The sequence below is a fragment of the Pseudomonas sp. H1_G08 genome, assembly GCF_054681355.1.
Genome location: NZ_CP162822.1, coordinates 4,284,570 through 4,309,831, shown reverse-complemented (window position 1 = coordinate 4,309,831; position 25,262 = coordinate 4,284,570). Strand labels below are relative to the sequence as shown.

Here is a 25,262-nt window from a genome sequence, read left to right as displayed (position 1 = left end):
TCGCGAAAGCGTTGTGTCATTCAACAATGATGTCGACTGACAGATTGCATTCGCGAGCAGGCTCGCTCCCACAGGGGATCTCCTATGGATGGAAGATCGCTTACAGAATACGCACGCGCAACGAGCGGCCCTTGATCTTGCCGTCGTTCAGGCGCTGCAAGGCCTGCATGGCCACGGTGCGCTCGACAGCGACGTAGGCCTGGAAATCGAAGATCGCGATCTTGCCGACCTGCGCACCGGGAATGCCCGCTTCGCCGGTCAGTGCGCCAAGAATGTCGCCCGGGCGCACTTTGTCTTTGCGGCCAGCGCCGATGCACAGGGTGGTCATCGGCGGTTGCAGCGGCGCCAGGCCCTGGGACTTGAGGTTGTCGATCTGATCCCAGTTCAGCGGCGCTTTCTGCAGTTGTTCGATGGCTTGCGCACGATGCGCTTCGGACGGCGCGACCAGGCTGATGGCGATGCCTTTCTCGCCCGCGCGACCGGTACGGCCGACGCGGTGGATGTGGATTTCCGAATCGCGCGCCAGCTCGACGTTGATCACCATGTCCAGCGCATCGATATCCAGACCACGGGCTGCGACGTCGGTGGCGACCAGCACCGAGGTGCTGCGGTTGGCGAACATCGCCAGTACTTGATCGCGGTCACGCTGTTCCAGATCGCCGTGCAGGCCAACAGCGGAAATGCCTTTGGCGGTCAGGTGATCGACGGTTTCCTGCACTTGCTGCTTGGTGAAGCAGAACGCCACGCAGGACGCCGGACGGAAGTGGTGCAGGACTTTGGTCACCGCGCTCATGCGCTCTTCCGGGGAAATCTCGTAGAAGCGCTGCTCGATCTGCGTGTCGTCGTGGAAGGCTTCAGCCTTGACGGTCTGCGGATCGCGCATGAATTTCGAGGCCAGTTGCTTGATGCCCACCGGGTAGGTCGCGGAGAACAGCAGAGTCTGCCGGCGCTCCGGGGTCTTGATGATGATGTCTTCGATCGCGTCGTAGAAGCCCATGTCGAGCATGCGGTCGGCTTCGTCGAGGATCAGCGTGTTCAGGCCATCGAGCACCAGCGAACCCTTGCGCAAATGCTGCTGAATGCGCCCCGGGGTGCCGACGATGATGTGCGCGCCGTGCTCCAGCGAAGCGATCTGCGGGCCGAACGACACGCCGCCGCACAGGGTCAGGACCTTGATGTTGTCTTCGGCACGGGCCAGACGACGGATTTCCTTGGCCACCTGGTCGGCCAGCTCACGCGTCGGGCAGATCACCAGTGCCTGGCAACCGAAGTAGCGCGGGTTGATCGGGTTGAGCAGGCCGATGCCGAACGCGGCGGTCTTGCCGCTGCCGGTCTTGGCCTGGGCGATCAGGTCCATCCCCTTGAGGATCACCGGCAAGCTCTGCGCCTGGATCGGCGTCATCTGGGCATAACCGAGTGATTCGAGGTTAGCCAGCATGGCGGCGGACAGCGGCAGAGTATTAAAAGCGGTGGCGATGGTGGTCACGGGACTGGCCTGCAAAACAAAATGTCGCGCAGTGTAGCAGCCCCGTGCTGGTTTCCTCGACAGTTCTGGACGAACAGCGATTGAACCCGAGGCAGGGATTACCTGTGGCGAGGGGATTTATCTGTGGCGAGGGGATTTATCCCCGATGGGGTGCCCAGCACCCCCAATACCTGCCATCTCGATTCATCAGGCTGACCGCATCCAACCTTTTTGGGGCTGCTGCGCAACCCAGCGGGGATAAATCCCCTCGCCACAGAAGTCAAAGAACTCCTTCAGCAGAATCAGTGTTCGATGTGTTCTTGTGGACGTTTCGCCCGGCGCCCGTCTTCCTTCGACAGTTGCGAGAAGATCGTCGCCGCCAGCATCGCCATCACGCCGACCGTGACGAAGGTCAGCTGGAACGCACCGAGTACGGTTTCCACGCCATCGTTGCCGACCTTCGCAGTGAAGCCGCCGAGCAGCGCGCCGGCGCAGGCCACGCCGAGGCTCAGCGACAATTGCGCGACCACCGACAGCAAACTGTTGCCGCTACTGGCGCTGGCATCGTCGAGGTCGATCAGCGTCACCGTATTCATCGCGGTGAATTGCAGCGAGTTGATTGCCCCCAGCACCGCCAGCAGGCATAGCAGCAGCCAGTACGGCGTGTGTTCGCTGACCAGACCCATGCTCGCCAGCATGATCCCCAACGCCAGGGTGTTGCCGGTGAGCACGATGCGATAGCCGAGGCGTTCGATCAGCGGCCGCGCGACCCACTTGGCGACCATCGCCGCAGCGGCCAGCGGCAACATGCTCATCCCGGCTTGCGAGGGCGAATAACCCAGCGCCACTTGCAGCAACAACGGCACCAGAAATGGCAAAGCGCCGCTGCCCAGTCGCGCGAACAGGTTGCCGAGGATGCCGACGGCGAAGGTGCGGGTCTTGAATAATGACGGCGCGAACAACGGGTTTTCGATGTGCCCGGCGCGCAGCCAGTACGCCGCCAGACAGGCCATGCCGGCGAACAGCAGCAGCATCACCCGCAGGTGCGGCAGGTGCAGTTCGCCAAGACCTTCCATGGCGATGGTGATGAGGATCATCGCCGCGCCGAACAGCAGAAAACCGAGGCTGTCGAAGCGGGTGCGCTCCGTGCCGCGCAGGTCGGGAATGAACTTCCACACCGCATAACAGCCGATCACCCCGACCGGCAGATTGATCAGGAAGATCCAGTGCCACGTCACGTATTCCACCATCCAGCCGCCCATGGTCGGGCCGATCAGCGGGCCGAGCAGGCCGGGAATGGTGATGAAACCCATGATTCGCACCAGTTCCGAGCGCGGGTACGCACGCAGCACCACCAGCCGCCCGACCGGCAACATCAGCGCACCGCCGAGGCCCTGAATCACCCGTGCACCGATGAGCATGCTCAGACTGCTGGACAAAGCGCAGAGCAGCGAGCCGAAGCTGAACAGCAGAATGGCGCCGAAGAAGATTTTCTTGGTGCCGAAGCGGTCGGCGATCCAGCCGGAGGCCGGGATCAGCAGGGCCACGGTGAGCATGTAGGCGATGATCACACCCTGCATGCGCAACGGGTCTTCGGCCAGATCGCTGGCCATGGCCGGCAGCGCGGTATTGAGGATGGTCCCGTCGAGGGACTGCATGAAGAACGCAATGGCGACGACCCACGGCAACCAGCGGGCGGTGATGGCGTCGAGAGGCGGGCGGTTGGGCATGGAACCTCTTGTGTCAGTGCATATTCAGAGTCGAGCGCGGTCAGTGTGGGAGCGAGCCTGCTCGCGAAGAGGCCATTTCATTCAACATTGATGTCGATTGATCTACCGCTTTCGCGAGCAGGCTCGCTCCCACAGGTTTTGCATTTACAGCGTCAGCGTGAGTCGGCTGACCAGCGCCCCCGGCAACAGCGATGACGAGGTATTGCGCTGGCTGTACGTACTCGCCGAGAGCAGCAGCTCACGCTCGGTGGTCAACGCTTCCAACTGCGAACCGAGCAGGTTGTAGGCGCTGTCGTCGAAGCGCATGGTGCTGACCGGCGCCTGGATTTCGCCGTTCTCGACCCAGAAGGTCGCGAAACGGGTCATGCCGGTCATGCGCGCCGCCGGTTGATCCGAGTAGTTCAGATACCACAGGTTGCTGATATACAGCCCGGTGCCCAACTGCTTGAGGATCTCTTGCTGCGACAGATCACCGGCGGCCATGTTCAACGCACTGGGCATCTCGCCGCCGCCCGCACCGTTCGCCGCCAGACCATATTCGGCGGCGCTGCGCGAGCCGACCAGTTGATCGCCGGCCTTGCCTTCGATGATCAGACGCAGATCGCTGCGCGGATAACCCTCGGCGGAAAACGCCGGGCTCAGGGACTCGCTGACTTTTTCATCCAGCGACAGCAACGGGCTGAACGCCTGATCGCCGACGTAGAGCTTCTGCAACGGGCTGCTCTTGCTGGCGATCGACTGCGCCGAGAACCCGCCCCAACTGAGCATGCCCATGATTTCTTCCAGTGCCGCCGGTGCCAGATAGGCGCGGTACTGCCCCGGTGCCAGGGTGCGTAACGGTCGGCCGAGAAACTCAAGCTGTTCGCGTGCCTGGGCGAAACGCCGGGCGAAGCCCTCGTCGCTCCAATCGTGGCCGGCATAGCTGGCCTTCACCGCTTCGCCGTTTTCGTGGAACAGGCTGAAGTCGAAATTGAAGCTGTTGGCTTCATGCCAGCCGAACGCGCCAGCGGAGCTGGCAAAGCCACGGCTGATCGGACCGGCAGCATAAAAACCGACCAGATCGAGACCTTCAGCGGCGGCGCAGATTTGCCCGACGACATCTTCGGTGTCCGGCAGCGGATGCGCTTGTACGTGCGTGCTCTGCCAGCTGTTGTGATTGAGCAGCAAGTACGGGTCCTGCGGCAGCAGCGGCAAGGTTTCGCGCAATTGTTGCAGGCCTTCGGCGAGCCGTTGCAGATCGGCTTCCTGATCCCCGGACAAGGTGATCTGCAGGTCGGCGTGGCGACCGTCGTTGATCAGTTTCAGGCCGACATTGGCCTGCTGCACTTGCCCGGCCTGGCGCACCTTGGCGTGATTGAAGCGCACGAACGCCGAGGCTTCGGCGGCGTAGCTGAGCGTGAACTGTTCCGGCTCGCGCACGCTGTCGCGCAGCCAGTTGACCATGACCTTGAAGGCGTCGGACTGACGCTTCGAAATGCTCATCAGGCGTCTCCCCCAAACACATCAATGTTGCTGAATACGCAGGCCGGCGAAGCATGGCCGACGCGAATCACCTGGTTCGGTTCGCCCTTGCCGCAGTTCGGCGTGCCCAGCACCTTGACGGTGCTGGCATCGCCGACGGCGCGCAGGCTCTTCCAGAAGTGCGCGGAAATCGCCCGGTAGTTGGGGTTTTTTACCACGCCTTTCAGTTCACCATTCTCGATCAACTGGCCCCATTCGCAGCCGAACTGGAATTTGTTGCGCGCATCGTCGATCGACCACGAACGGTTGGTGCTCATCAGAATGCCGTGCTCGATACCGCCGATCATCTGCTCCAGCGTTTGATCACCCGGCTCGATGTTGAGGTTGGCCATGCGGTCGATCGGCGGCCGGTTCCAACCGCAGGCGCGGCTGTTGGCAACGCCATCGAGGCCGGCGCGATATTGCGACAGCGCTCCGCCTAGTGGCCGCAGCAACAGGCCGTCGCGAATCAGGAATTGTTTGCTCGCCGCAGTGCCGTCGTCGTCATGGCCGTAGCTGGCGAGTTCTTCCGGGATGCCGGGGTCGAAAGTCACGTTGAGCAAATTCGAGCCGTATTGCAGGCTGCCGAAATCGCTGGTCTTGACGAAACTGGTGCCGGCGTAATTGCGCTCATCGCCGAGGATGCGGTCGAGCTCCAGCGGATGACCGATGGACTCGTGGATCTGCAGCATCATCTGATCGGGCATCAGCAGCAGGTCGCGCCGGCCTTGCGGGGTGTTCGGCGCGAGCAGCAATTGCAGGGCCTGATCGGCGACTTGCGGACCGGCACCGACCAGGCCGCAACGGCTGATGACGTCGGCGCCACCCTGCTGGCCGAAGTTCTCGCGGCCGAGGCTGCGGGTCTGGCTGTCGTTGCCGTCGTAGGCGGTGACGTCGAGGCTCGGATAGACAAAGCGCTGGGCCTGACGCAATTCGGCGCCGGCGCTGCTCAGGTAGATCTGCTCGACGTTAGTGATGCCGATGCTCACCTGCCAATTGACCAGGCGTTCATCCTTGGGCACCGAGGCGGATTCCGCGCCGAGCAGATCGAAGCATTCGCTCAGGGACGGGAAGGGCTGTTCGAGATTGGGTGAAAAATAATCAGCGCGATCGCTGGAAAGCGGCTGCTCGCGCAGATCGAGCAAGGCGTGCGGCTTGAGCCGGCGGGCCTGTTGCTCAGCGCGCTCGAGAGCGGCTTGCAGGCCTTGTTGCGAGAGGTCATTGGTCGCCGCATAGGCTTCGACGCCATTGACCCGGACGGTGAGCATCGCCCCTTCATCGCGACTCAGGCTAGGCGGTTCGGCGACGTTCTTGCGCACCGACAGAAACTGCCCGGACTCGCGCACATACCGCAGGGAAAAAAATTCAGCGCCCGTGCGCAAGGCAGCAAAGCGCTGCTTGAGCTGGGGGTGGAAATCGAACATTCGGGAACCTCCTTGTAATGGAGTAGCGGCATGGCGACAGCGGGGAGGGGTGAAACGGTTGCGCGAGGTCTAGAGTAGGCCTGCGTGGGGGTAGGATCAAGTGAAGAGGGGGTGTAGGGGGATTTACTGTGCAGCGGGGAAGTGTGTGTTGCTGTGAGGGCCTCTTCGCGAGCAGGCTCGCTCCCACAGGGGATTTGTGAATGCCACAGATCCAGTGTGGGAGCGAGCCTGCTCGCGAAGGCGGCGCCTCGGTACTACGACTTACTGCGTAACCGGGGTGATATCCCGCATCGGCTTGCCTTTGACCGGTGCGCCGTTCGCGACGTAATAAGCAGCGGTGCTACGCGGCAGCGGCTTGCGGCCACGGATCTTATCGGCGATTTTCTCGGCCATCATGATCGTCGGCGCGTTGAGGTTGCCGGTGGTGATGATCGGCATGATCGAGGCATCGACCACGCGCAGGCTCTGCATGCCATGCACACGACCTTCGCCATCGACCACGGCCATCTCGTCGGTGCCCATCTTGCACGAGCAGGACGGGTGGAACGCGGTTTCGGCGTGCTCGCGGATGAACTTGTCGAGCTGCTCATCGGTTTGCACTTCGATGCCCGGGCTGATTTCGCGGCCACGGAACGCGTCGAGGGCCGGCTGCTGCATGATCTCGCGGGTCAGGCGGATGCCATCGCGGAATTCCTGCCAGTCCTGCTCGGTGGCCATGTAGTTGAAGAGGATGCTCGGGTGCTGGCGCGGATCCTTGGATTTGACCTGGATGCGGCCACGGCTTGGCGAGCGCATGGAGCCCATGTGCGCCTGGAAACCGTGCTCTTTCACACCGTTGCTGCCGTTGTAGTTAATCGCCACCGGCAGGAAGTGGTACTGGATGTTCGGCCATTCGAATTCCGGACGCGAACGGATAAAACCGCCGGCCTCGAACTGGTTGCTGGCGCCGATGCCGGTGCCGTTGAACAGCCACTCGGCACCGATCGCTGGCTGGTTGTACCAGAGCAGTGACGGGTACAGCGAAACCGGTTGGGTGCAGGCGTATTGCAGGTACAGCTCGAGGTGATCCTGCAGGTTTTCACCGACGCCCGGCAGATCGTGGACCACCGGGATGTCGAGGCTTTCCAGCAGTTTCGCCGGGCCGACACCGGAGCGCTGCAGAATCTGCGGCGAAGCGATGGCGCCGGAGCACAGCAGGACTTCCTTGCGCGCCTTGGCTTCAACACGTTCTTCAGCGTCGCCGATCAGGTAACGCACGCCGACCGCACGCTTGCCTTCAAAGAGAATCTTGTCGGTCAGGGCGTGGGTGACGATGGTCAGGGTCGAACGTTTTTTGGCGATGTCGAGGTAGCCACGGGCGGTGGATGCACGGCGGCCGTTCGGCGTCACGGTGCGGTCCATCGGGCCGAAGCCTTCCTGCTGGTAACCGTTGAGGTCTTCGGTACGCGGGTAACCGGCCTGCACGCCAGCTTCAACCATGGCGTGGAACAGCGGGTTGTTGCCGGCTTTCGGCGTGGTCACGCTGACCGGGCCGTCGCCACCGTGGTAATCGTTCGGGCCGATGTCGCGGGTTTCGGCTTTGCGGAAATACGGCAGGCAATCGAGGTACGACCAGTCTTCCAGGCCCGGCAGTTTCGCCCAGCCGTCGTAGTCCATCGCGTTGCCACGGATGTAGCACATGCCGTTGATCAGCGAAGAGCCGCCAAGGCCCTTGCCGCGACCGCATTCCATCCGGCGACCGTCCATGTGTGGCTCTGGATCGGTTTCGTAGGCCCAGTTGTAGCGACGACCCTGCAGCGGGAACGCCAGCGCGGCGGGCATCTGGGTACGGAAGTCGAGGCGGTAGTCCGGCCCCCCGGCTTCGAGCAGCAGAACGGTGACGCCTTCGTCTTCAGTCAGACGGGTCGCCAGGGTGTTACCGGCCGAGCCGGCACCGATGATGATGTAGTCGAATTCTTGGGACATTGAATGCACCCTCTTTGATAGTGGTCAGGTCGGACCTTGGCGAGTGCTGTGCACTCGAATCGCTGGCAAGCCAGCTCCCACAGGGATTGGGGGCTGCCACAAATTGGGTGGACGACTCCAAACCTGTGGGAGCGGGCTTGCCCGCGAAGAGGCCTTCGCGAGCAATGCAAATCTCGGGTCTTAGAACACCGAAACGTAATCGCCCAGCTCGACCTGTACCGATTTGATGCGCGTGAAGTTGTTCAGCGAGCTGATCCCGTTCTCACGGCCCACACCCGACTGCTTGTAGCCGCCGACCGGCATTTTTGCGTCGGACTCGCCCCAGGCGTTGATCCAGCAGATACCGGCTTCCAGTTGATGAATCACGCGGTGGGCGCGGTTCAGGTCTTTGGTGACGATACCGGCAGCCAGGCCGAAGTCGGTGTCGTTGGCGCGGCGGATCACTTCTTCTTCGGTTTCGTAGGAGAGGATCGCCATGACCGGACCGAAGATTTCTTCGCGGACGATGGTCATGTCGTCGGTGCAGTCGGTGAACACGGTTGGCGCAACGAACGCGCCTTTGGCGAATTCGCCGTCGGTCAGGCGACCACCGCCGCACAGGACGCGGGCACCTTGTTCCTTACCTTTTTCGATGTAGGCCAGCACGCTTTCCATGTGGGCAAAGCTGACCAGCGGGCCGAAATTGGTGTTTTCGTCTTCCGGGTTGCCGACGCGGATGCGCGCAACGCGCTCAACGATCTTGGCCTCGAACGCGGCTTTCAGATGCGCCGGTACGAATACGCGAGTGCCGTTGGTGCAGACCTGACCGGAGCTGTAGAAGTTGGCCATCATCGCCGTGTCGGCGGCGCGATCGAGGTCGGCGTCGTCGCAGATGATCAGCGGCGACTTGCCGCCCAGTTCCATGGTCACGTCTTTGAGCGACGAAGCCGAGGCGCTGGCCATGACTTTCTTGCCAGTGTCGGTGCCACCGGTGAAGGAGATTTTCTCGATGCGCGGGTGCTCGGTCAGCCAGGTGCCGACTTCGCGGCCGCTGCCGGTCAGCACGTTGAACACGCCGTTCGGTACGCCGGCTTCGGTGTAGATCTCGGCCAGTTTCAGGGTGGTCAGCGAGGTGACTTCGCTTGGCTTGAAGATCATCGCGTTACCGGCCGCCAGGGCTGGAGCGGATTTCCACAGCGCGATCTGGATCGGGTAGTTCCACGCGCCGATACCGGCGACCACGCCCAGCGGCTCGCGACGGGTGTAAACGAAAGAGGTGTCACGCAGCGGAATCTGCTCGCCTTCTATGGCGGGCACCAGGCCTGCGTAGTATTCCAGCACGTCGGCGCCGGTGACGATGTCGACGTACTTGGTTTCGGAGAAGGATTTGCCGGTGTCCAGGGTTTCCAGCGCAGCCAGCTCATCGTTGCGCTCGCGCAGGATGTCAACGGCGCGACGCAGGATGCGCGAACGCTCCATGGCGGTCATCGCGGTCCAGATTTTCTGGCCCTTTTCGGCGCTGACCACGGCGCGCTCGACGTCGTCTTTGGTCGCACGTTGCACCAGTGCGAGGACTTCACCGTTCGCCGGGTTGATGGCTTCGAAGGTGGCGTCGCTGCCGGCGTCGGTGTACGCGCCATCGATGTAGAGTTTTTGCAGTTCGAAACGGGCCATAGTGTCCTCGCAAGTGCATTGGTGGTTGGCGTTGACCACCGCGATGACGCTGCGGTGGAGTTCAGGGGCCGAGCATTTTCTGTGTGCTCTAGCTCACCTTCTTGGCCAATTGGAAATCCATGTATTCGTAAGCGATCTGTTGCGCCTGCGCCGTGTCGAAAGCGTCTCCCGACAGCGCGCCGCGCAACCACAAGCCGTCAATCAACGCTGCCAGACCCCGGGCGGCGCTGCGCGCATCTTCGAGCGGCAGCACACGGCGGAACTGGCAGCACAGGTTGGAATACAGACGGTGATCGTTGATCCGCTGCAACCTGTGCAAAGACGGCTGGTGCATGCTGGTGGCCCAGAAGGCCAACCAGGTTTTCATTGCCGGGCCATTGACCTGGCTGGCGTCGAAGTTGCCTTCGATGATCACCTGCAGATGCGCCCGTGGGTTGTCATCTGCCAGCGCCTGACGGCGCGCGGTGACGCTCTCGCTGAGGGCGGTCATCAGGTACCGCATCGTGGCGGCGATCAGGCCGTTCTTGTCCTGAAAGTAATGACTGATGATGCCATTCGAGACACCGGCCAAACGGGCGATCAGCGCAATGCTGGCGTCCCCCATTCCGACCTGATCGACCGCTTGCAAAGTGGCTTCGATCAATTGTTGGCGGCGGATGGGTTGCATACCGACCTTGGGCATCTTGCACATCTCCTTAGGCCTTCCGAGAGGCGAATGACGCCGATCGGATTGAGGGCCAGTCTATTTTGTTTTGATTGAACGTTCAATCAACAAAGAATAAGATCTGCGACAATTCGTCGCTGCCTACAGAAAATTCCTACGTGTAATGACGATAAAAACCGACACCTGAAACGGCTCGAAACCTGCGCGGGGCATGGCGCGGTTCGCGATTCGATGGACGTGTTGAAAGGGCAAGACGCTCGGGGCCAGGTTTCGGATGAACGTCCGTCGCCTCTGGCCACGAAAGCGAATACGCAACGCCATTTCGGCAGGTTCGGGCTTTTTTCGGAGTGTCTTTATATCACCCGCCGGTCGGCTGCCAACTAACCGATTGGTCGGGTTCCGTGATGCCTTGTGTTCTTCTCTCGCACTGCCTGGAGCATTTGTGCCATGAGTTCTGCCTCGCTAATAAAGACCCCGCCCGAGAAGGTGACGGTCAACGGTTGGGTGTTCTACACCTCGACCGCGCTGATTCTGTTGTTGACCGCCATTCTGATCATCGCCCCGCAAGAGGCCGGCAGAATGTTGGGCATGGCCCAGGCCTGGTTGTCGCGCAGCTTCGGCTGGTACTACATGGTGGTGATCGCCGCCTACCTGGTGTTCGTGGTCGGTCTGGCGTTTTCCTCGTACGGCAAACTCAAACTGGGCAGCAAGGACGACACCCCGGATTTCAGCTACGGCGCCTGGGCGGGGATGCTGTTCTCGTCGGGCATCGGCATTTCGCTGCTGTACTTCGGCGCGTCCGAGCCGCTTGATCACTACTTCAATCCGCCGGAAGGCACCTCGGCGACGAATATGGCGGCGCGGCAGGCGGTGCAACTGACTTTCCTGCACTGGGGCCTGCACGGCTGGGCGATCTACGCACTGGTCGGCCTGGCCGTGGCGTATTTCGCCTATCGGCATAACCAGCCGCTGGCGTTGCGTTCGGCGCTGTATCCATTGGTCGGCGAGCGTTGGGTCAAGGGCGCGGCCGGTCACGCGGTGGACGGCTTCGGCATGTTCGTAACGCTGCTGGGCCTGGTGACCAACCTGGGGATTGGCTCGCTGCAAGTGTCGTCCGGGCTGGAAAACCTGTTCGGCATGGAGCACAGCAACACCAACCTGCTGATCGTCATCATCGTCATGAGCACCGTAGCGACCATCGCCGCTGTGTCCGGTGTGGAAAACGGCATCCGTCGTCTGTCCAACCTGAACATCGTGCTGTTCAGCGGCCTGCTGATTTTCGTCCTGCTGTTCGGCCCGACCCTGCACCTGCTCAACGGCTTCGTGCAGAACATTGGCGACTATCTCAACGGCGTGGTGCTGAAGACCTTCGACCTTTACGTCTATGAAGGCGACAGCGCCAAGTCCGACCGCTGGCTGGGCCTGTGGACGCTGTTCTACTGGGCCTGGTGGATTTCCTGGGCGCCATTCGTGGGCATGTTCATTGCGCGGATTTCCCGTGGCCGCAGCGTGCGTGAACTGGTCGCTGGCGTGCTGCTGATTCCGCTGGGCTTCACCTTGGCGTGGCTGTCGATCTTCGGCAACTCGGCGCTGGATCTGGTGATGAATCAGGGCGCGGTGGAGCTGGGCAAGACGGCGCTGGAACAGCCGTCGATGGCGATCTATCAGTTGCTTGAGCATTATCCGGCGTCGAAAGTCGTCATCGGGGTGTCGATCTTTGTCGGCTTCGTGCTGTTCCTGACCCCGGCCGACTCCGGCGCGGTGATGATGGCGAATCTTTCCTGCAAGGGCGGCAACGTCGATGAAGACGCGCCGCACTGGCTGCGGATCTTCTGGTCGGTGGTGATCACGCTGGTGACCATCGGCCTGCTGTTCGCCGGCAACTTCGAAGCCATGCAGACCATGGTCGTGCTGGCCGGCCTGCCGTTCTCGGTGGTGCTGATCTGCTTCATGTTCGGCCTGCACAAGGCGATGCGCCAGGACGTGCAGATCGAACAGGAGCAAGCGCAACTGGCCGAGCGCGGACGCCGTGGTTTCAGCGAGCGCCTGACGCAACTGGATCTGCAGCCGAGCCAATCGGTGGTGCAGCGCTTCATGGACAAGCACGTCACTCCGGCGCTGGAAGATGCAGCGGCGCAATTGCGCAATCAGGGCATTGAAGTGCAGACGCTGCTGGGCAAGGCCAAGCGTTGCATGGGCGTGCGGGTCGAGATGGAAGAGGGCAACCCTTTCGTTTACGAAGTGAGCCTGGATGGTTATCTGGCGACCCCGACCGAATCGGCGCAGTCCGATGAAGCGCGTCAGCGTTATTACCGCGCTGAGGTGTATCTGCACAATGGCAGTCAGGACTATGACTTGATGGGCTTCACCCCGGAGCAGATTACCCGGGATGTGCTCGATCAGTTTGAAAGCCATCGGCAGTTGTTGGGGCGGGTTTATAGCTAAAGTCAAAAGCTGACCCTCACCCCAGCCCTCCCGAAACGTCGGACCGCCCGTAGGGAGAGGGAGCCGACTGAGGTGTCTGGCGTTGTACATTGACCTGAAAGATCGAGTCGATTATGGATTCGGTAAAGCAAGATCAGGTCGGTGCAGATCTGCAGCATCCCCCGATCGGTCCCCTCTCCCTCTGGGAGAGGGCTAGGGTGAGGGGCTATTCCTGACCCAACAAAAAGGGATCGCTCACCGCGATCCCTTTTTTTATCCCACCTGGCGCATTACCCCAGATTCTTGCCCAGCAACGCGTGATACAACTCGCTGTCGCCGAGAATCCCCACCACATGATTGTTATCGTGCAGCACCAGCTTGTTGCCGGTCTGATAACGGATCTGCAGCGCGTCACGCATGCCGATGTTCGAGTCCACCAGCGTCGGTTTGCGCTCCAGGCCTTCCACCGCTTGCCCCGGTGCCCAGTTCTGCAGGTTCAGCACCGAGCCGTTCTGCCGTGCGCCTTTGATGGTGTTGCCTTCGGCCAGGTCCAGCCACGAGTCGCCGCCCGGATCGAGGCACACCGAGCCGTTGATGCGTTTGCACTTGTCCAGCGTGCGCATCAGGCTGCGGCCGCAGAGCACGTTGAGCGGATTGGTGTGGGCGACGAAGGTGCGCACATAGTCGTCCGCCGGGTTGAGCACGATTTCCTCCGGCACGCTGTACTGGATGATCCGACCGTCCTTCATGATCGCGATGCGGCTACCCAATTTGAGTGCTTCATCGAGGTCGTGGCTCACAAACACGATGGTCTTGCTCAGCTTGCGTTGCAGTTCCAGCAGTTCATCCTGCAGACCCTGGCGGATCAACGGGTCGAGGGCCGAGAACGGTTCGTCCATCAGCAGAATGTCGGCGTCCATCGCCAGCGCGCGGGCGAGGCCGACGCGCTGCTGCATGCCGCCGGATAGCTCATCAGGCTTCTTGTTGCGCCATTGGGTCAGGCCGACCAGTTCGAGTTTCTCGTCGACCAGTTTCTTGCGTTCCTTCTCCGGTCGGCCCTGCATCTCCAGGCCGAAACTGATGTTCTCGCGCACCGTCAGCCAGGGCATCAGGGCAAACTTCTGGAACACCATCGCAATGCGCTTGGTGCGCATCATTTTCAGCTCGGCGGGCGTGCAGGACGCGATGTCGATCTGGCGGTTTTCATGCTCGACGAACAGCTTGCCGCGGCTCACGGTGTTGAGGCCGTTGATGCAGCGCAGCAGGCTCGACTTGCCCGAGCCGGACAGGCCCATCAGCACGCAGATCTCGCCCTTGTTGATGTCCAGCGTGGCTTTTTCCACGCCGACGATCTGCCCGGTTTTCTTCAGGATCTCGTTGCGGGTCATGCCCTGATCGAGCAGCTTGAGTGCCTCGCGCGGGTCCTTGGAGAAGATTACGTCGACGTCTTCGAAGCGAATTATGCTCATGCGTCACCCCCTACTTTGGCGTCGGGTTGTTTGCAGATACGGTCGAGCATGATCGCCAGCAGTACGATTGCCAGGCCTGCTTCGAAGCCCAGCGCAATATCAGCAGTGTTCAGTGCGTTGACCACCGGTTTGCCGAGTCCGTCGGCGCCGACCAGTGCCGCGATCACCACCATCGACAGCGACAGCATGATGCACTGGGTGATGCCCGCCGCGATGCTCGGCATGGCGTGCGGCAGTTCGATCCTTGAGAGCAATTGGCGACGCGAGCAGCCGAAGGCCTTGCCGGCGTCCATCAGTTCTTGCGGGACATCACGGATGCCCAGGTAGGTCAGGCGGATCGGCGCCGCGATGGCGAAGACCACCGTGGAGATCAGGCCCGGTACCACACCCAGCCCGAAGAGGGTCAGGGTAGGAATGAGGTAAACGAAGGTCGGCACGGTCTGCATCAGATCGAGCACCGGCCGCATCATGGTGTAGAACATCGGTTTGTGCGCGGCGACGATGCCCAGCGGCACGCCGATCAACACGCAGACCAGGGTGGCGAACAGCACCTGGGCGAGGGTTTCCATGGTTTCCTGCCAGTACCCCAGGTTGAGGATCAGCAGGAACGAGGCAACCACGAACGCGGTCAGGCCCCACTTGCGTTGAATCAGATGGGCAATGATGGCAATCAGGCCAATCAGCACCAGTGGGTTGAACCAGGTCAGCGCAAACGTCACGCCGTGGATCATCGTTTCCAGTGTCACGGCGATTGCGTCGAAGGTGTTGGCGCCGTGTTGCGTCAACCATTCGACGAAGCCCGCGATGTACTGGCCTAAAGGTATTTTCTGATCAATCAGCATGGTAGTGAACGTCCGCATGCAAGGAAATTAACAGCCCGGGCAGGCACGCCTGCCCGGCATAAGCGGTGCCCCTCAAATCAAGGCGCGAGCTTGGCTTTCACGGCCTCCAGGCCTGGTTTACCGTCAATGGTGGTCACGCCAGCGAGCCAGGTTTCGAGCACCTGTGGATTCTTTTTCAGCCAGGCCTTGGCGGCCGCGTCAGGCTTCATCTTGTCGTCGAGGATGTTGCCCATCAGTTCACTTTCCATGTCGACGGTGAACTCCAGGTTTTTCAACAGCTGACCGACGTTGCTGCATTCTTCGGCGTAACCCTTGCGGGTGTTGGTCGCCACGGTGGCTGCGCCGAAATCGGGGCCGAAGAAGTCGTCGCCGCCGGTCAGGTATTGAATCTTGAAGCGCTTGTTCATCGGGTGCGGCGCCCAGCCGAGGAAGACCACGGCGGTGTCGCGCTTCTGCGCCCGGTCGACTTGCGAGAGCATGCCGGCCTCGGAGGATTCGACGATCTTGAAGCCAGCGGTTTTCAGGCCGAAGGCGTCCTTGTCGATCATGCTCTGGATCAGCCGGTTGCCGTCGTTGCCCGGCTCGATGCCGTAGATCTTGCCGTCGAGCTCTTTCTTGAATTTGGCGATGTCGGCGAAATCATGCAGGCCTTTGTCGTACAAGGCTTGCGGCACGGCGAGGGTGTATTTGGCACCCTTTAGGTTGGTGCGCACAGTGTCGACGGTGCCGGCATCGCGATACGGCTTGATGTCGTTCTCCATGGTCGGCATCCAGTTACCGAGAAACACGTCCATGTTCTTGCCGTCGGCCAACGACTTGTAGGTCACGGGCACGGAGATCATGGTGGTCTTGGTCTTGTAGCCGAGGGCGTTGAGAACAACGGAAGTGGTGGCGGTGGTTGCGGTGATGTCGGTCCAGCCGACATCGGAGAAGTTAACGAGGCTGCACTGTGCCGGTTCTGCGGCTTGCGCCAGTAACGGCAGACTCAGCAGGGCGGCCAACAACAACGACGGGGAACCTTTCATGGATGGACTCCTTGGTGTTTTTTTTGGCAGTGTTCCGACTGTGGACCACCGCACTTATGGGTTGCGGTTGGTGGCGTTTTTGAGACAGCTCTACCGCAGCGCCTTGCAATCGAGTCATCCCGATCATGTACCAGTGAAAATCTGACGCCTACAGGGAGGGTCGTATCCAGTACAGGGATGGTCGCTTCCAGTGTCGGTGACGTCGCTTACAGCTTTTTTCCGCCCCCGATGACCTGCTCGACTGCATAAAAACGGCGTATTTGCGGGGCGAAAACGTGACGACGCTGCTGGACATGACTGCGTCGGTGTCAGACGCCGTGCGCGCCGACAAAAGCCCGATGATGCCGGCATTCGGCGGATCGCAGCTTGAGCGTAGCAGCTCCGCCAGCGGGCGCTTTTGCCGCCCGGACCGGTATTCTCAGGAGCTTCGCAGCAATGGCTATCAGCGTTTTCGACCTGTTCAAAATCGGCATCGGCCCTTCCAGTTCCCACACCGTCGGCCCGATGCGCGCCGCCGCACTATTTGTCGAGTCGCTGCGCGGCAAGCATCAACTGGAGCAGGTGCGGCGCATCGAGGTGCAGTTGTTCGGATCGCTATCGGCCACCGGCATCGGCCACGGCAGCGACAACGCGGTGATCATGGGCCTGATGGGCGAGTGGCCGGACGCAATCGACCCGGCGCAGATCGGCCCGCGCATTCAGGCGCTGCGCGAAACCCATACGCTTTTATTGGATGGCCGTCTGGCTGTGCCGTTTGTGTGGGCGCGGGACATGCGCCTGATCGACGAAAACCTGCCATTCCATCCCAACGCCATGACCCTGGTGGCCGAAGGCGAATTCGGTGAGCTGCATCGTGACACCTACTATTCAGTCGGCGGCGGCTTCGTCGTTGATGAGGCGCAAGCGGCCAGCGGTGTGGTCGATCTGGATCGCACCGAATTGCCCTACGATTTCTCCAGTGCGGTCGAGCTGCTGCAGTTGTGCAAAAAACACAACCTGCGCGTCGCCGAGCTGATGATGGCCAATGAAAAGGTCTGGCGCAGCGAAGAAGAGATCCGCGCCGGGCTGATGAAACTGTGGCGGGCGATGCAGGATTGCGTCGAGCAGGGCCTCAAGCACGAAGGCATTCTGCCCGGCGGCTTGAACGTGCGGCGGCGTGCGGCGAAGTTGCACCGCAGCCTGCAAGAGCTGAACAAACCGAACGTCATCGGCTCGACCCTGAGCGCCATGGAGTGGGTCAACCTGTTCGCCCTGGCCGTCAATGAAGAGAATGCCGCTGGCGGGCGTATGGTCACTGCACCGACCAACGGCGCGGCGGGGATCATCCCGGCGGTGCTGCACTACTTCATGAAATTCAGCGAAGCGGTCACCGACGCCAACGTCGTCGACTATTTCCTCGGCGCGGCGGCAGTCGGCATTTTGTGCAAGAAGAATGCGTCGATCTCTGGGGCCGAGGTCGGTTGCCAGGGCGAGGTCGGTTCGGCTTGCGCGATGGCGGCGGCAGGGCTGGCGGAGATTCTCGGCGCCACGCCCGAGCAATTGTGCAACGCGGCGGAAATCGGCCTGGAGCACAATCTGGGCCTGACCTGCGATCCGGTCGGTGGCCTGGTGCAGGTGCCGTGTATCGAGCGCAATGCGATTGCCGCAGTGAAAGCGATCAACGCGGCGCAAATGGCTCTGCGTGGCGACGGTCAGCACTTTATCTCGCTGGACCGGGTGATCCGCACCATGCGTGATACCGGCGCCGATATGCATGACAAATATAAAGAAACTTCGCGCGGTGGCTTGGCGGTCAGTGCTGTTGAGTGCTGAGCCAGCCACACCGGGGTGAATGCTTCGCGAGCAGGCTCGCTCCCACAATAGATCTCCAGTGAACACAATATTTGTGGACCCCAGATTCCAATGTGGGAGCGAGCCTGCTCGCGAAGGCGCCAGACCAGTCAAAACTGCTCAACAAAAGAACACCCCAATCCAGCCACGCCACCTTTTGGCGCGTCGCAATCAGACAAGCGTCATTGTCAGTCGTGACTCGTCAGTCGTTACCTGACCGTCCGTCGCCCGTGCTTGCGGTGACACTCTGTGCAAATCCTCTGCAGGCCAGTTCCCACAAGTGCTACCGATCTGCTCACGGGCTGCGCGGCAGGGCTCTCGCGGCATCTGATGGCACTTCGAAATGGCGTGTTCCGAGGTCTCGTATAGACGCGTCGCGAGGTCGTTTTCAGGAGTTATTGAATGACCGTCCAATTTCAGGCACGGCAATTGCTCTGTCATAACAAAGCCTGCTTTCTCTGTGAGACGCGGGCAATAACAAGAGCCTCCGCCTGAGGCCGCCACCCGCTTTGTGTGAGGAGATACCGCGATGACGTCGTTCAACTCCGGGGCCCAACCCCAGAACCGTGCGCCTCAATCCATCGGCTTTCTGCTGCTGGACAATTTCACGCTGATTTCCCTGGCGTCCGCCGTTGAGCCGCTGCGCATGGCCAACCAGTTGTCCGGTCGCGAGCTGTATCGCTGGAGCACCCTCACCGTCGATGGCGGCCAGGTCTGGGCCAGTGACGGTCTGCAGATCACTCCCGACGCCTCCATGCACAAAGCACCGCCTCTGGACACTGTAATTGTCTGCGGCGGCATCGGCATTCAACGCACCGTGACCCGTGAACACGTCTCTTGGCTGCAAAGTCAGGCGCGCCAGTCCAAGCGCCTGGGCGCGGTGTGCACCGGCAGTTGGGCGCTGGCCTGCGCCGGTCTGCTCGATGGCTTCGATTGCAGCGTGCACTGGGAATGTCTGGCGGCGATGCAGGAAGCTTTCCCGCGCGTGGCCATGAGCACACGACTGTTCACCCTCGACCGTAACCGCTTTACCAGTTCCGGCGGGACCGCGCCGCTGGACATGATGCTGCACCTGATCAGCCGCGATCACGGTCGTGAACTGTCGGCAGCGATCTCGGAAATGTTCGTCTACGAGCGCATTCGCAACGAACAGGATCACCAGCGTGTGCCGCTCAAGCACATGCTCGGCACCAACCAGCCGAAGCTGCAGGAAATCGTCGCGTTGATGGAAGCCAATCTGGAAGAGCCGATCGACCTTGATGAGCTGGCAGTGTATGTCGCGGTGTCGCGTCGACAGCTGGAGCGGTTGTTCCAGAAGTACCTGCACTGCTCCCCATCGCGCTACTACCTGAAGCTGCGCCTGATCCGCGCCCGGCAACTGCTCAAGCAGACGCCGATGTCGATCATCGAGGTGGCGTCGGTGTGTGGTTTCGTCTCCACGCCGCACTTCTCCAAGTGCTATCGCGAGTACTTCGGCATTCCGCCACGTGACGAGCGCGTGGGCTCCAACACCACCCAGCAGGTAGCCATGCTGCCGCTGCCGCAGGCCATCGTGATGTCGCCGCTGTCGGGGCCGATGTCAGCGTTGAGTCAGGCGCGCAATGAGTCGACGTTTGCCAGCGTAAGGCTGTAGACCGAGTCTGATCGTTCCCACGCAGAGCGTGGGAACGATCAGGTGGGAGCGAGCCTGCTCGCGAAGGGGTTTCTCAGGCGCTGTGGGACTGCTGGTAATCCGCAAGGGCCGGCAACAACTGTTTGTCGATCGCCTGACGCACCGCCGGCTGAATGCTGGCGCCGCTGGTGTACATGTCCTTGACCATCTTGCGCAGTTCGAATGCGCGAACATTATCCAGGCCACGCACCGCGCACTCACAGGCCTGCTCGGCGGTGGTACCGCTCGGCACCTGAATACCCAAGGCCTTGAGCTGGCCCAACAGATCTTCCTGGTCAATCAAATCGGCGTACATCATTACGCAAATCCTTCTGTGGCAACGGAGGTCTTGGCTCGATTCTGGTGGCCCCGACCGGACGCGGCAAGGGCGTTTTGTCGCGGTGGCCGGGACGACTATGAACAGGTCGTTTTCGGCTAACCGACTGGATTGTCGACTAGGCACACTGGCGCCAGCTCGCTTCACGAAGGTTTGGTCACCCTCGCCTGGCAGCTCCTCAACAGTACCCTCCTCAGCTCCGATCCTGTCACGGCTTGATCGGAGTTTTTTTTGCTTGTGAATCAGTCAGAGATTAGTTGTTCCCGCTGACGCTTTCGCGAGCAGGCTCGCTCCCACTTTGGAATGCGTACCCCTGTGGGAGCGAGCCTGCTCGCGAAGAACGATGACTCGGTTCAACGTTGCAACACCAGAATCCGCGACAACAACTCATCCCGGTCGACATAGCAGCCCTGAAAATGTCGCGCCCCGGTGGCTGGATCAAAGGCATTGCGCGCATGCAGCGTGCGGCGGTTGTCAAAGCACCACAACTCGCCCGGCTTGAGCCGCTGCATCAGCCGGAATCGCGGCTCGCGGGTCATCGCAATCAAGCGCCGATAGGCGCGATACAGCAACGGCATCTGCGCCACCGACGTATCGAACGCCCCGCGCAGAAAGTTGGCCATGCGAATCTCCGCCACCCGGCCCAGCGCATCCAAAGCGATGACCGGCGCCAGGCAGCGATAGTCGCTGTGCCGGTCCTTGTTGCGGAACTCCACGGGTATTTCACACAGGGCCTCAAACAGCTGCGGATCCTCCAGACGCAAGGCGTCGGCGATCGCAAAACCATCGACGAAAATACTTTCGCCACCCTCGGCATCATTCACCAGGCAATGCAGAAATTGCAGTCCCGGTTGCAGCTCGCGAGTCGGCAAATCCGTGTGCAATGGCAGGTTGAAGGCGGTGTAGGCGTTGCTGTCGGCGTCGGCTTTGGATTGCACATTGAACAGCACGCCGAAATTGCTTTCGCGAATGAAGGAAATTCGCTGCGCGATGAGCTTCAGCGAGCCCGGCTCGGTGGGCACGCCGCGCACTTGGGTCAGGCCGATGTCGCGCACGGCGAGCAACCATTGCAGCAGCGCGGCGTTGTCGTTCATCAGCGCGATGTAGTCGAACACCGGCAACTGCAGATCGCTGTGCCACAAACGCGGCTGCGGTTTGCCGGCCAGGCGTTCGGCGCGGGACTCATCGTCATAGGCATGTGCGCGCAGCCAGCCCGGATCGAAGCGGCTGAGGTGACCGTCCTGCCAGTCGATGCGCAGGCAGCCATCGGTGTCGATGCGCGTGGCCAGCGGTTGCAAATCCTCGGCGGCATCGACGCTCTCGAAGACCTGTTCGCGAGTGACGCTGTAGACGCATTGATCACATGGGCAATTGTCGCGCAGCCATAAGTGGTGAAACGGACTGACACGACCGTCAGCCCATTCGATGACAACGCGATCCGCCAGACGCTGCACGCCACCGAGCGCGCTGATCAACGGATAAGTACGAAAATCGGCAACAGCGACGGCGGTGTTCATGGCGGCTCCTTGGCGATGGGGGGGATTTACCGAGCGGGTGGCAGCGCGATCACGCGGCCGATGTAAGCGGGAGCGGGCAGGTCGGTCTGATCGGCGACGATTGCTTGCAGGCGATGCAACGTATCCGGGCTGAACGGTGCCGAGCGCGGGCCGGCGAGGTCGACGTGCAAAAGCATCTGTTCATTGCCGGCCAACTCTTGCTCATCGCCGACCTTGTGCAGGCTGTGATAGAGGTGCAGGCGCTTGCTGTCATGGCCGATGATTTGCGTGCGCACTTCCACCTCGGTGTCGAGTTTCACTTCGTGCAGATAATTGAGGTGCAGTTCGAGGGTGAACAGCGAGTGGCCGCTGGCCTCGCGGTTGCTGCTGTCCATGCCGAGGCGGTCCATCAGCGCGTCGGTGGCGTAGCTGAAGATCAGCAGGTAGAAGGCGTCACGCAGGTGGCCGTTGTAGTCGACCCAGTCGGGGATGATGGTGGTTTGGTAGGTGGTGAGGTGGGGCATGGTTTCTCCTGGCGGCGATCGTTCCCACGCTCTGCGTGGTAACGCCTCCTGTGACGCTCTGCGTCACGCTTCTGGGACGCGGAGCGTTCCCGGGCTGCATTCCCACGCAGAGCGTGGGAACGATCAGGTGGCGGATTATTCGCTGAAACTCATTCCGTGCTTCTCTTTGGTGGTCTTCACCGCCTCAAGCACCGCCAGCAAACAATCATCACGATAGCGCTCCAGCGCCGAAATGCTGTGCCGACCGAGCTGATCAGTCGTGCCATCGACCACGTCATCGATCAGCTTGTCGGTCAGCTCCGGTGCCGGCAGATACGTCCACGGCAACTGCAACGCCGGACCGAATTGCGACATGAAGTGGCGCATGCCGGCATCGCCGCCGGCCAGGGTGTAGGTCAGGAACGTGCCCATGAACGACCAGCGCAGACCAGCGCCAAAACGGATTGCATCGTCGATCTCGCCGGTCGTCGCGACACCGTCGTTGACCAGGTGCAACGCCTCACGCCACAGCGCTTCAAGCAAGCGATCGGCGATGAAACCCGGCACTTCCTTGCGCACATGCAACGGGCGCATGCCGAGGGATTCGTAGACTTGCATCGCCGCTTGCACCGCTTCCGGCGCGGTATTTTTGCCGCCGACCACTTCCACCAGTGGCAACAGATAAACCGGGTTGAACGGGTGGCCTACCACGCAGCGTTCAGGGTGCGTCGAACTCTCGTAGAACTCGCTGGGCAACAGGCCTGAAGTGCTGGAGCCGATCAGCGCATCGGGCTTGGCCGCGGCGCTGATTTTGCTGTGCAGATCAAGTTTCAGTTCCAGCCGCTCCGGGGCGCTTTCCTGGATGAAGTCGGCGTCACGCACGCATTCCTCGATGGTCGCGACAAAGCGCAGACGATCCTGCGAAGCACCCGGCGCCAGGCCGTTTTTCTCCAGCGCGCCCCAGGCATTGGCCACGCGTTGGCGCAATGCCGCCTCAGCGCCGGGCGCCGGGTCCCAAGCCACCACGTCGAGGCCGTGTGCGAGGGCACGGGCGACCCAGCCACTGCCGATGACACCGCTACCGAGAGCGGCGAAGGTTTTGATTTCGGTGATAAAGCGCATGGTGATGTCCTGAAGAGTTCGAAGAGCCCTGTAGGAGCTGCCGAAGGCTGCGATCTTTTGATCTTGCTTCTAAAAAATCAAAGTCAAAAGATCGCAGCCTTCGGCAGCTCCTACAGGTGAAATGGGTGATGGATCAGCCGCGCTGGGTCAGGCCCATTTTCTGGCGGCCTTCTGCCGGTGTCAGCACCCGGGCACCGAGGCGGCTGAGGATCTCCGTGGCGCGCTCAACCAATTGGCCATTGGTCGCCAGCACACCTTTGTCCAGCCACAGGTTGTCTTCCAGGCCGACCCGCACGTTGCCGCCGAGCAGCACCGCTTGCGCCGCCATCGGCATCTGCATGCGGCCGATGCCGAAGCCGGCCCACACCGCGTCGGCGGGCAGGTTGTCGACCATGGCTTTCATCGTGGTGGTGTCGGCCGGTGCGCCCCACGGGATGCCCAGGCACAGCTGGAACAGCGGGTTGTCGAGCAAGCCTTCCTTGATCATCTGCTTGGCGAACCACAGATGCCCGGTGTCGAAAATCTCCAGTTCGGCCTTCACGCCCAGCTCGGTGATGCGCTTGGCGCCGGCGCGCAGTTGCGCCGGGGTAGAGACGTAAATGGTGTCGCCGTCGCCGAAGTTCAGCGTGCCGCAATCGAGGGTGCAGATTTCCGGCAGCAGTTCTTCAACGTGGGCGAGACGGGTCAGCGGACCGACCAGATCGGTGTTCGGGCCGAACTCCATCGGTTTCTCGCCAGGGCCGATTTCCAGGTCGCCGCCCATCCCGGCGGTGAGGTTGACGATGATGTCGACGTCCGCCTCGCGGATGCGCTCCATCACTTCGCGGTACAGCGCCACGTCACGGCTGAACTTGCCGGTCTGCGGGTCGCGCACATGGCAGTGCACGACGGTGGCGCCGGCCTTGGCCGCTTCCACCGCGGCAGCGGCAATCTGTTTCGGGGTGACCGGCACGTGTGGACTTTTGGCGGTCGTGTCGCCAGCACCGGTGAGTGCGCAGGTGATGATGACGTCGTGGTTCATGATGCGTTTCCTTCAGGCGTGATGGGTCTGTCCGCAGCCCGTGGCGGGGCTGCGAAGCGTGTTTCAGTGGCCTCTCCCATCTGGGAGAGGGAGGTTCAGTAAAGGGTTATTTGCTGGTCAGCTGGAGGTTTTCAGCAGCCGGTTTGCCATCGAAAGTCGTCACACCTTCAAGCCAGCGCTGTTTGTCTTCGGGGTGATCCTTGAGCCACTGCTTCGCCGACTCGAAGGCATCCTTGTGATCGAGCAGCGGCTGCATCATCCGGCTCTCGGATTCGGCGGTGAAAGTCAGGTTGGCCAGCAGGCGGCCGATGTTCGGGCATTGCTCGGCGTATTTCGGCGCGGTGACCGTCCAAACCGTGGCCATGCCTTCGTTCGGGCCGAGGGCGTCTTCGCTGCCGGTCAGATAGGTCATCTGGATGTTGACGTTCATCGGGTGCGGCGCCCAGCCGAAGAACACTACGGCTTCCTTGCGGCGCACGGCGCGATCGACGGCGGCGAGCATGCCGGCCTCGCTCGATTCGACGAGCTGGAATTTGCCCAGACCAAACTGGTTCTTGGCGATCATCGCTTTGATCTGCGTGTTGGCGCCCGAGCCTGGCTCGATGCCGTAGATCTTGCCGCCCAATTCCTTCTCGAATTTGGCGATGTCGGCAAAGGTTTTCAGGCCCTTGTCGGCCAGGTACGTCGGCACGGCGAGAGTGGCGCGGGCATCTTTCAGACTCGGTGCTTCAAGCACTTTCACCTGATTGGCCTCGACGAACGGCGTGATGGTCTGCGTCATCAGCGGGTTCCAGTAGCCGAGGAACAGGTCCAGGCGCTGATCGCGAATCCCGGCAAAGATGATCTGCTGGGAGGCGCTGGTCTGTTTGGTGCTGTAGCCGAGGCCGTCGAGCAGGACCTGGGTCATGGCACTGGTGGCGATCACGTCAGTCCAGTTGACCACGCCCATGCGTACGTTCTTGCAGGAGGCCGGTTCGGCGGCCATCACGCCGGTGCTGAAAAAAGCGGTACCGCTGAGTGCAAGAACGCAGCTGCTGATCAGTCGTTTCATGTCGGGTTCCTCGGCAGTTCGATTATTGTCGTTCCCGGCATCTGCGCGCCGGTGAGGCCAAGTTACGCAGCTATGCACCCGTGAAAGCGC

General features: G+C 61.4%; 19 protein-coding genes. 3 read left to right on the top strand and 16 right to left on the bottom strand.

Annotation, left to right across the window (positions count from 1 at the left end; genetic code table 11):
• Positions 1–100: 100 nt before the first annotated feature.
• From dbpA to betI, 7 genes are all read right to left on the bottom strand, one after another.
• Entirely contained in the window at positions 101–1,438 is a 1,338-nt protein-coding gene (dbpA, locus tag AB4N85_RS19585; RefSeq protein WP_252869572.1) for an ATP-dependent RNA helicase DbpA, read from the bottom strand.
• Positions 1,439–1,767: 329 nt separating this feature from the next.
• A complete protein-coding gene (gene mdtD, locus AB4N85_RS19580; protein ID WP_252868401.1) occupies positions 1,768–3,195 on the bottom strand; it encodes a multidrug transporter subunit MdtD in 1,428 nt (475 codons plus the stop codon).
• Positions 3,196–3,339: 144 nt separating this feature from the next.
• The gene (locus AB4N85_RS19575) at positions 3,340–4,677 is read right to left on the bottom strand and encodes a TldD/PmbA family protein (RefSeq protein WP_056786510.1); all 1,338 of its coding nucleotides are present in this window, start codon (positions 4,675–4,677) and stop codon (positions 3,340–3,342) included.
• Entirely contained in the window at positions 4,677–6,119 is a 1,443-nt protein-coding gene (locus tag AB4N85_RS19570; protein ID WP_252868400.1) for a TldD/PmbA family protein, read from the bottom strand. Before AB4N85_RS19570 ends, AB4N85_RS19575 begins: the two co-directional genes overlap by 1 nt.
• 261 nt (positions 6,120–6,380) lie before the next feature.
• The gene (gene betA, locus AB4N85_RS19565; protein ID WP_252868399.1) at positions 6,381–8,084 is read right to left on the bottom strand and encodes a choline dehydrogenase; all 1,704 of its coding nucleotides are present in this window, start codon (positions 8,082–8,084) and stop codon (positions 6,381–6,383) included.
• Between the two features lie 180 nt (positions 8,085–8,264).
• Positions 8,265–9,737, bottom strand: a complete 1,473-nt coding sequence (gene betB / locus AB4N85_RS19560) for a betaine-aldehyde dehydrogenase (RefSeq protein WP_252868398.1) — start codon at positions 9,735–9,737, stop codon at positions 8,265–8,267.
• Between the two features lie 88 nt (positions 9,738–9,825).
• Complete coding sequence (gene betI / locus AB4N85_RS19555) at positions 9,826–10,419, bottom strand: transcriptional regulator BetI (protein WP_041476768.1); 594 nt, start codon at positions 10,417–10,419, stop codon at positions 9,826–9,828.
• A gap of 486 nt (positions 10,420–10,905) precedes the next feature.
• Between betI and AB4N85_RS19550 the strand changes: the two genes are divergently transcribed.
• Complete coding sequence (locus tag AB4N85_RS19550) at positions 10,906–12,846, top strand: BCCT family transporter (RefSeq protein ID WP_223630511.1); 1,941 nt, start codon at positions 10,906–10,908, stop codon at positions 12,844–12,846.
• Between the two features lie 269 nt (positions 12,847–13,115).
• Here AB4N85_RS19550 and choV read toward each other — a convergent pair whose 3' ends face one another.
• From choV to AB4N85_RS19535, 3 genes are all read right to left on the bottom strand, one after another.
• On the bottom strand, positions 13,116–14,294 hold the full coding sequence (choV, locus tag AB4N85_RS19545; RefSeq protein ID WP_016772804.1) for a choline ABC transporter ATP-binding protein: 1,179 nt from the start codon (positions 14,292–14,294) through the stop codon (positions 13,116–13,118).
• Entirely contained in the window at positions 14,291–15,136 is an 846-nt protein-coding gene (gene choW / locus AB4N85_RS19540; RefSeq protein ID WP_016772805.1) for a choline ABC transporter permease subunit, read from the bottom strand. The genes choV and choW overlap by 4 nt, the downstream gene beginning before the upstream one ends.
• A gap of 77 nt (positions 15,137–15,213) precedes the next feature.
• The gene (locus AB4N85_RS19535; protein ID WP_095181365.1) at positions 15,214–16,161 is read right to left on the bottom strand and encodes a choline ABC transporter substrate-binding protein; all 948 of its coding nucleotides are present in this window, start codon (positions 16,159–16,161) and stop codon (positions 15,214–15,216) included.
• A 435-nt stretch (positions 16,162–16,596) separates the two neighbouring features.
• On the opposite strand from AB4N85_RS19535, the gene AB4N85_RS19530 reads away from it, so the two are divergent.
• Together AB4N85_RS19530 and gbdR are read left to right on the top strand one after the other, a co-directional pair.
• On the top strand, positions 16,597–17,973 hold the full coding sequence (locus AB4N85_RS19530) for an L-serine ammonia-lyase (protein WP_375122797.1): 1,377 nt from the start codon (positions 16,597–16,599) through the stop codon (positions 17,971–17,973).
• Between the two features lie 547 nt (positions 17,974–18,520).
• Positions 18,521–19,624, top strand: a complete 1,104-nt coding sequence (gene gbdR / locus AB4N85_RS19525; protein ID WP_007949927.1) for a choline metabolism transcriptional regulator GbdR — start codon at positions 18,521–18,523, stop codon at positions 19,622–19,624.
• A 73-nt stretch (positions 19,625–19,697) separates the two neighbouring features.
• On the opposite strand, the gene AB4N85_RS19520 is transcribed toward gbdR, so the two are convergent.
• The 6 genes from AB4N85_RS19520 to AB4N85_RS19495 all read right to left on the bottom strand — a co-directional run bounded on the left by AB4N85_RS19520 (position 19,698) and on the right by AB4N85_RS19495 (position 25,172).
• Positions 19,698–19,961 (bottom strand): hypothetical protein, encoded by a 264-nt coding sequence (locus tag AB4N85_RS19520; RefSeq protein WP_008083190.1) that lies wholly within the window; start codon positions 19,959–19,961, stop codon positions 19,698–19,700.
• Between the two features lie 371 nt (positions 19,962–20,332).
• Complete coding sequence (locus AB4N85_RS19515) at positions 20,333–21,496, bottom strand: gamma-butyrobetaine dioxygenase (protein WP_056786518.1); 1,164 nt, start codon at positions 21,494–21,496, stop codon at positions 20,333–20,335.
• 26 nt (positions 21,497–21,522) lie between these two features.
• Complete coding sequence (locus AB4N85_RS19510) at positions 21,523–21,999, bottom strand: thioesterase family protein (protein WP_122699698.1); 477 nt, start codon at positions 21,997–21,999, stop codon at positions 21,523–21,525.
• Between the two features lie 135 nt (positions 22,000–22,134).
• On the bottom strand, positions 22,135–23,100 hold the full coding sequence (locus AB4N85_RS19505; protein ID WP_150636865.1) for an L-carnitine dehydrogenase: 966 nt from the start codon (positions 23,098–23,100) through the stop codon (positions 22,135–22,137).
• Between the two features lie 133 nt (positions 23,101–23,233).
• The gene (locus AB4N85_RS19500) at positions 23,234–24,121 is read right to left on the bottom strand and encodes a beta-keto acid cleavage family enzyme (RefSeq protein WP_252868397.1); all 888 of its coding nucleotides are present in this window, start codon (positions 24,119–24,121) and stop codon (positions 23,234–23,236) included.
• Between the two features lie 106 nt (positions 24,122–24,227).
• Complete coding sequence (locus AB4N85_RS19495) at positions 24,228–25,172, bottom strand: choline ABC transporter substrate-binding protein (protein WP_071173857.1); 945 nt, start codon at positions 25,170–25,172, stop codon at positions 24,228–24,230.
• Positions 25,173–25,262: the final 90 nt, after the last annotated feature.

Coding starts and splice junctions, on each gene's coding strand:
- betI (WP_041476768.1), bottom strand. CDS start 10,419: ATGCCCAAGGTCGGTATGCAACCCATCCGCCGCCAACAATTGATCGAA.
- AB4N85_RS19575 (WP_056786510.1), bottom strand. CDS start 4,677: ATGAGCATTTCGAAGCGTCAGTCCGACGCCTTCAAGGTCATGGTCAAC.
- choV (WP_016772804.1), bottom strand. CDS start 14,294: ATGAGCATAATTCGCTTCGAAGACGTCGACGTAATCTTCTCCAAGGAC.
- choW (WP_016772805.1), bottom strand. CDS start 15,136: ATGCTGATTGATCAGAAAATACCTTTAGGCCAGTACATCGCGGGCTTC.
- AB4N85_RS19510 (WP_122699698.1), bottom strand. CDS start 21,999: ATGCCCCACCTCACCACCTACCAAACCACCATCATCCCCGACTGGGTC.
- betB (WP_252868398.1), bottom strand. CDS start 9,737: ATGGCCCGTTTCGAACTGCAAAAACTCTACATCGATGGCGCGTACACC.
- AB4N85_RS19570 (WP_252868400.1), bottom strand. CDS start 6,119: ATGTTCGATTTCCACCCCCAGCTCAAGCAGCGCTTTGCTGCCTTGCGC.
- mdtD (WP_252868401.1), bottom strand. CDS start 3,195: ATGCCCAACCGCCCGCCTCTCGACGCCATCACCGCCCGCTGGTTGCCG.
- gbdR (WP_007949927.1), top strand. CDS start 18,521: ATGACGTCGTTCAACTCCGGGGCCCAACCCCAGAACCGTGCGCCTCAA.
- AB4N85_RS19515 (WP_056786518.1), bottom strand. CDS start 21,496: ATGAACACCGCCGTCGCTGTTGCCGATTTTCGTACTTATCCGTTGATC.
- AB4N85_RS19505 (WP_150636865.1), bottom strand. CDS start 23,100: ATGCGCTTTATCACCGAAATCAAAACCTTCGCCGCTCTCGGTAGCGGT.
- dbpA (WP_252869572.1), bottom strand. CDS start 1,438: ATGCTGGCTAACCTCGAATCACTCGGTTATGCCCAGATGACGCCGATC.
- AB4N85_RS19500 (WP_252868397.1), bottom strand. CDS start 24,121: ATGAACCACGACGTCATCATCACCTGCGCACTCACCGGTGCTGGCGAC.
- AB4N85_RS19535 (WP_095181365.1), bottom strand. CDS start 16,161: ATGAAAGGTTCCCCGTCGTTGTTGTTGGCCGCCCTGCTGAGTCTGCCG.
- AB4N85_RS19495 (WP_071173857.1), bottom strand. CDS start 25,172: ATGAAACGACTGATCAGCAGCTGCGTTCTTGCACTCAGCGGTACCGCT.
- AB4N85_RS19520 (WP_008083190.1), bottom strand. CDS start 19,961: ATGATGTACGCCGATTTGATTGACCAGGAAGATCTGTTGGGCCAGCTC.
- AB4N85_RS19530 (WP_375122797.1), top strand. CDS start 16,597: ATGGCTATCAGCGTTTTCGACCTGTTCAAAATCGGCATCGGCCCTTCC.
- betA (WP_252868399.1), bottom strand. CDS start 8,084: ATGTCCCAAGAATTCGACTACATCATCATCGGTGCCGGCTCGGCCGGT.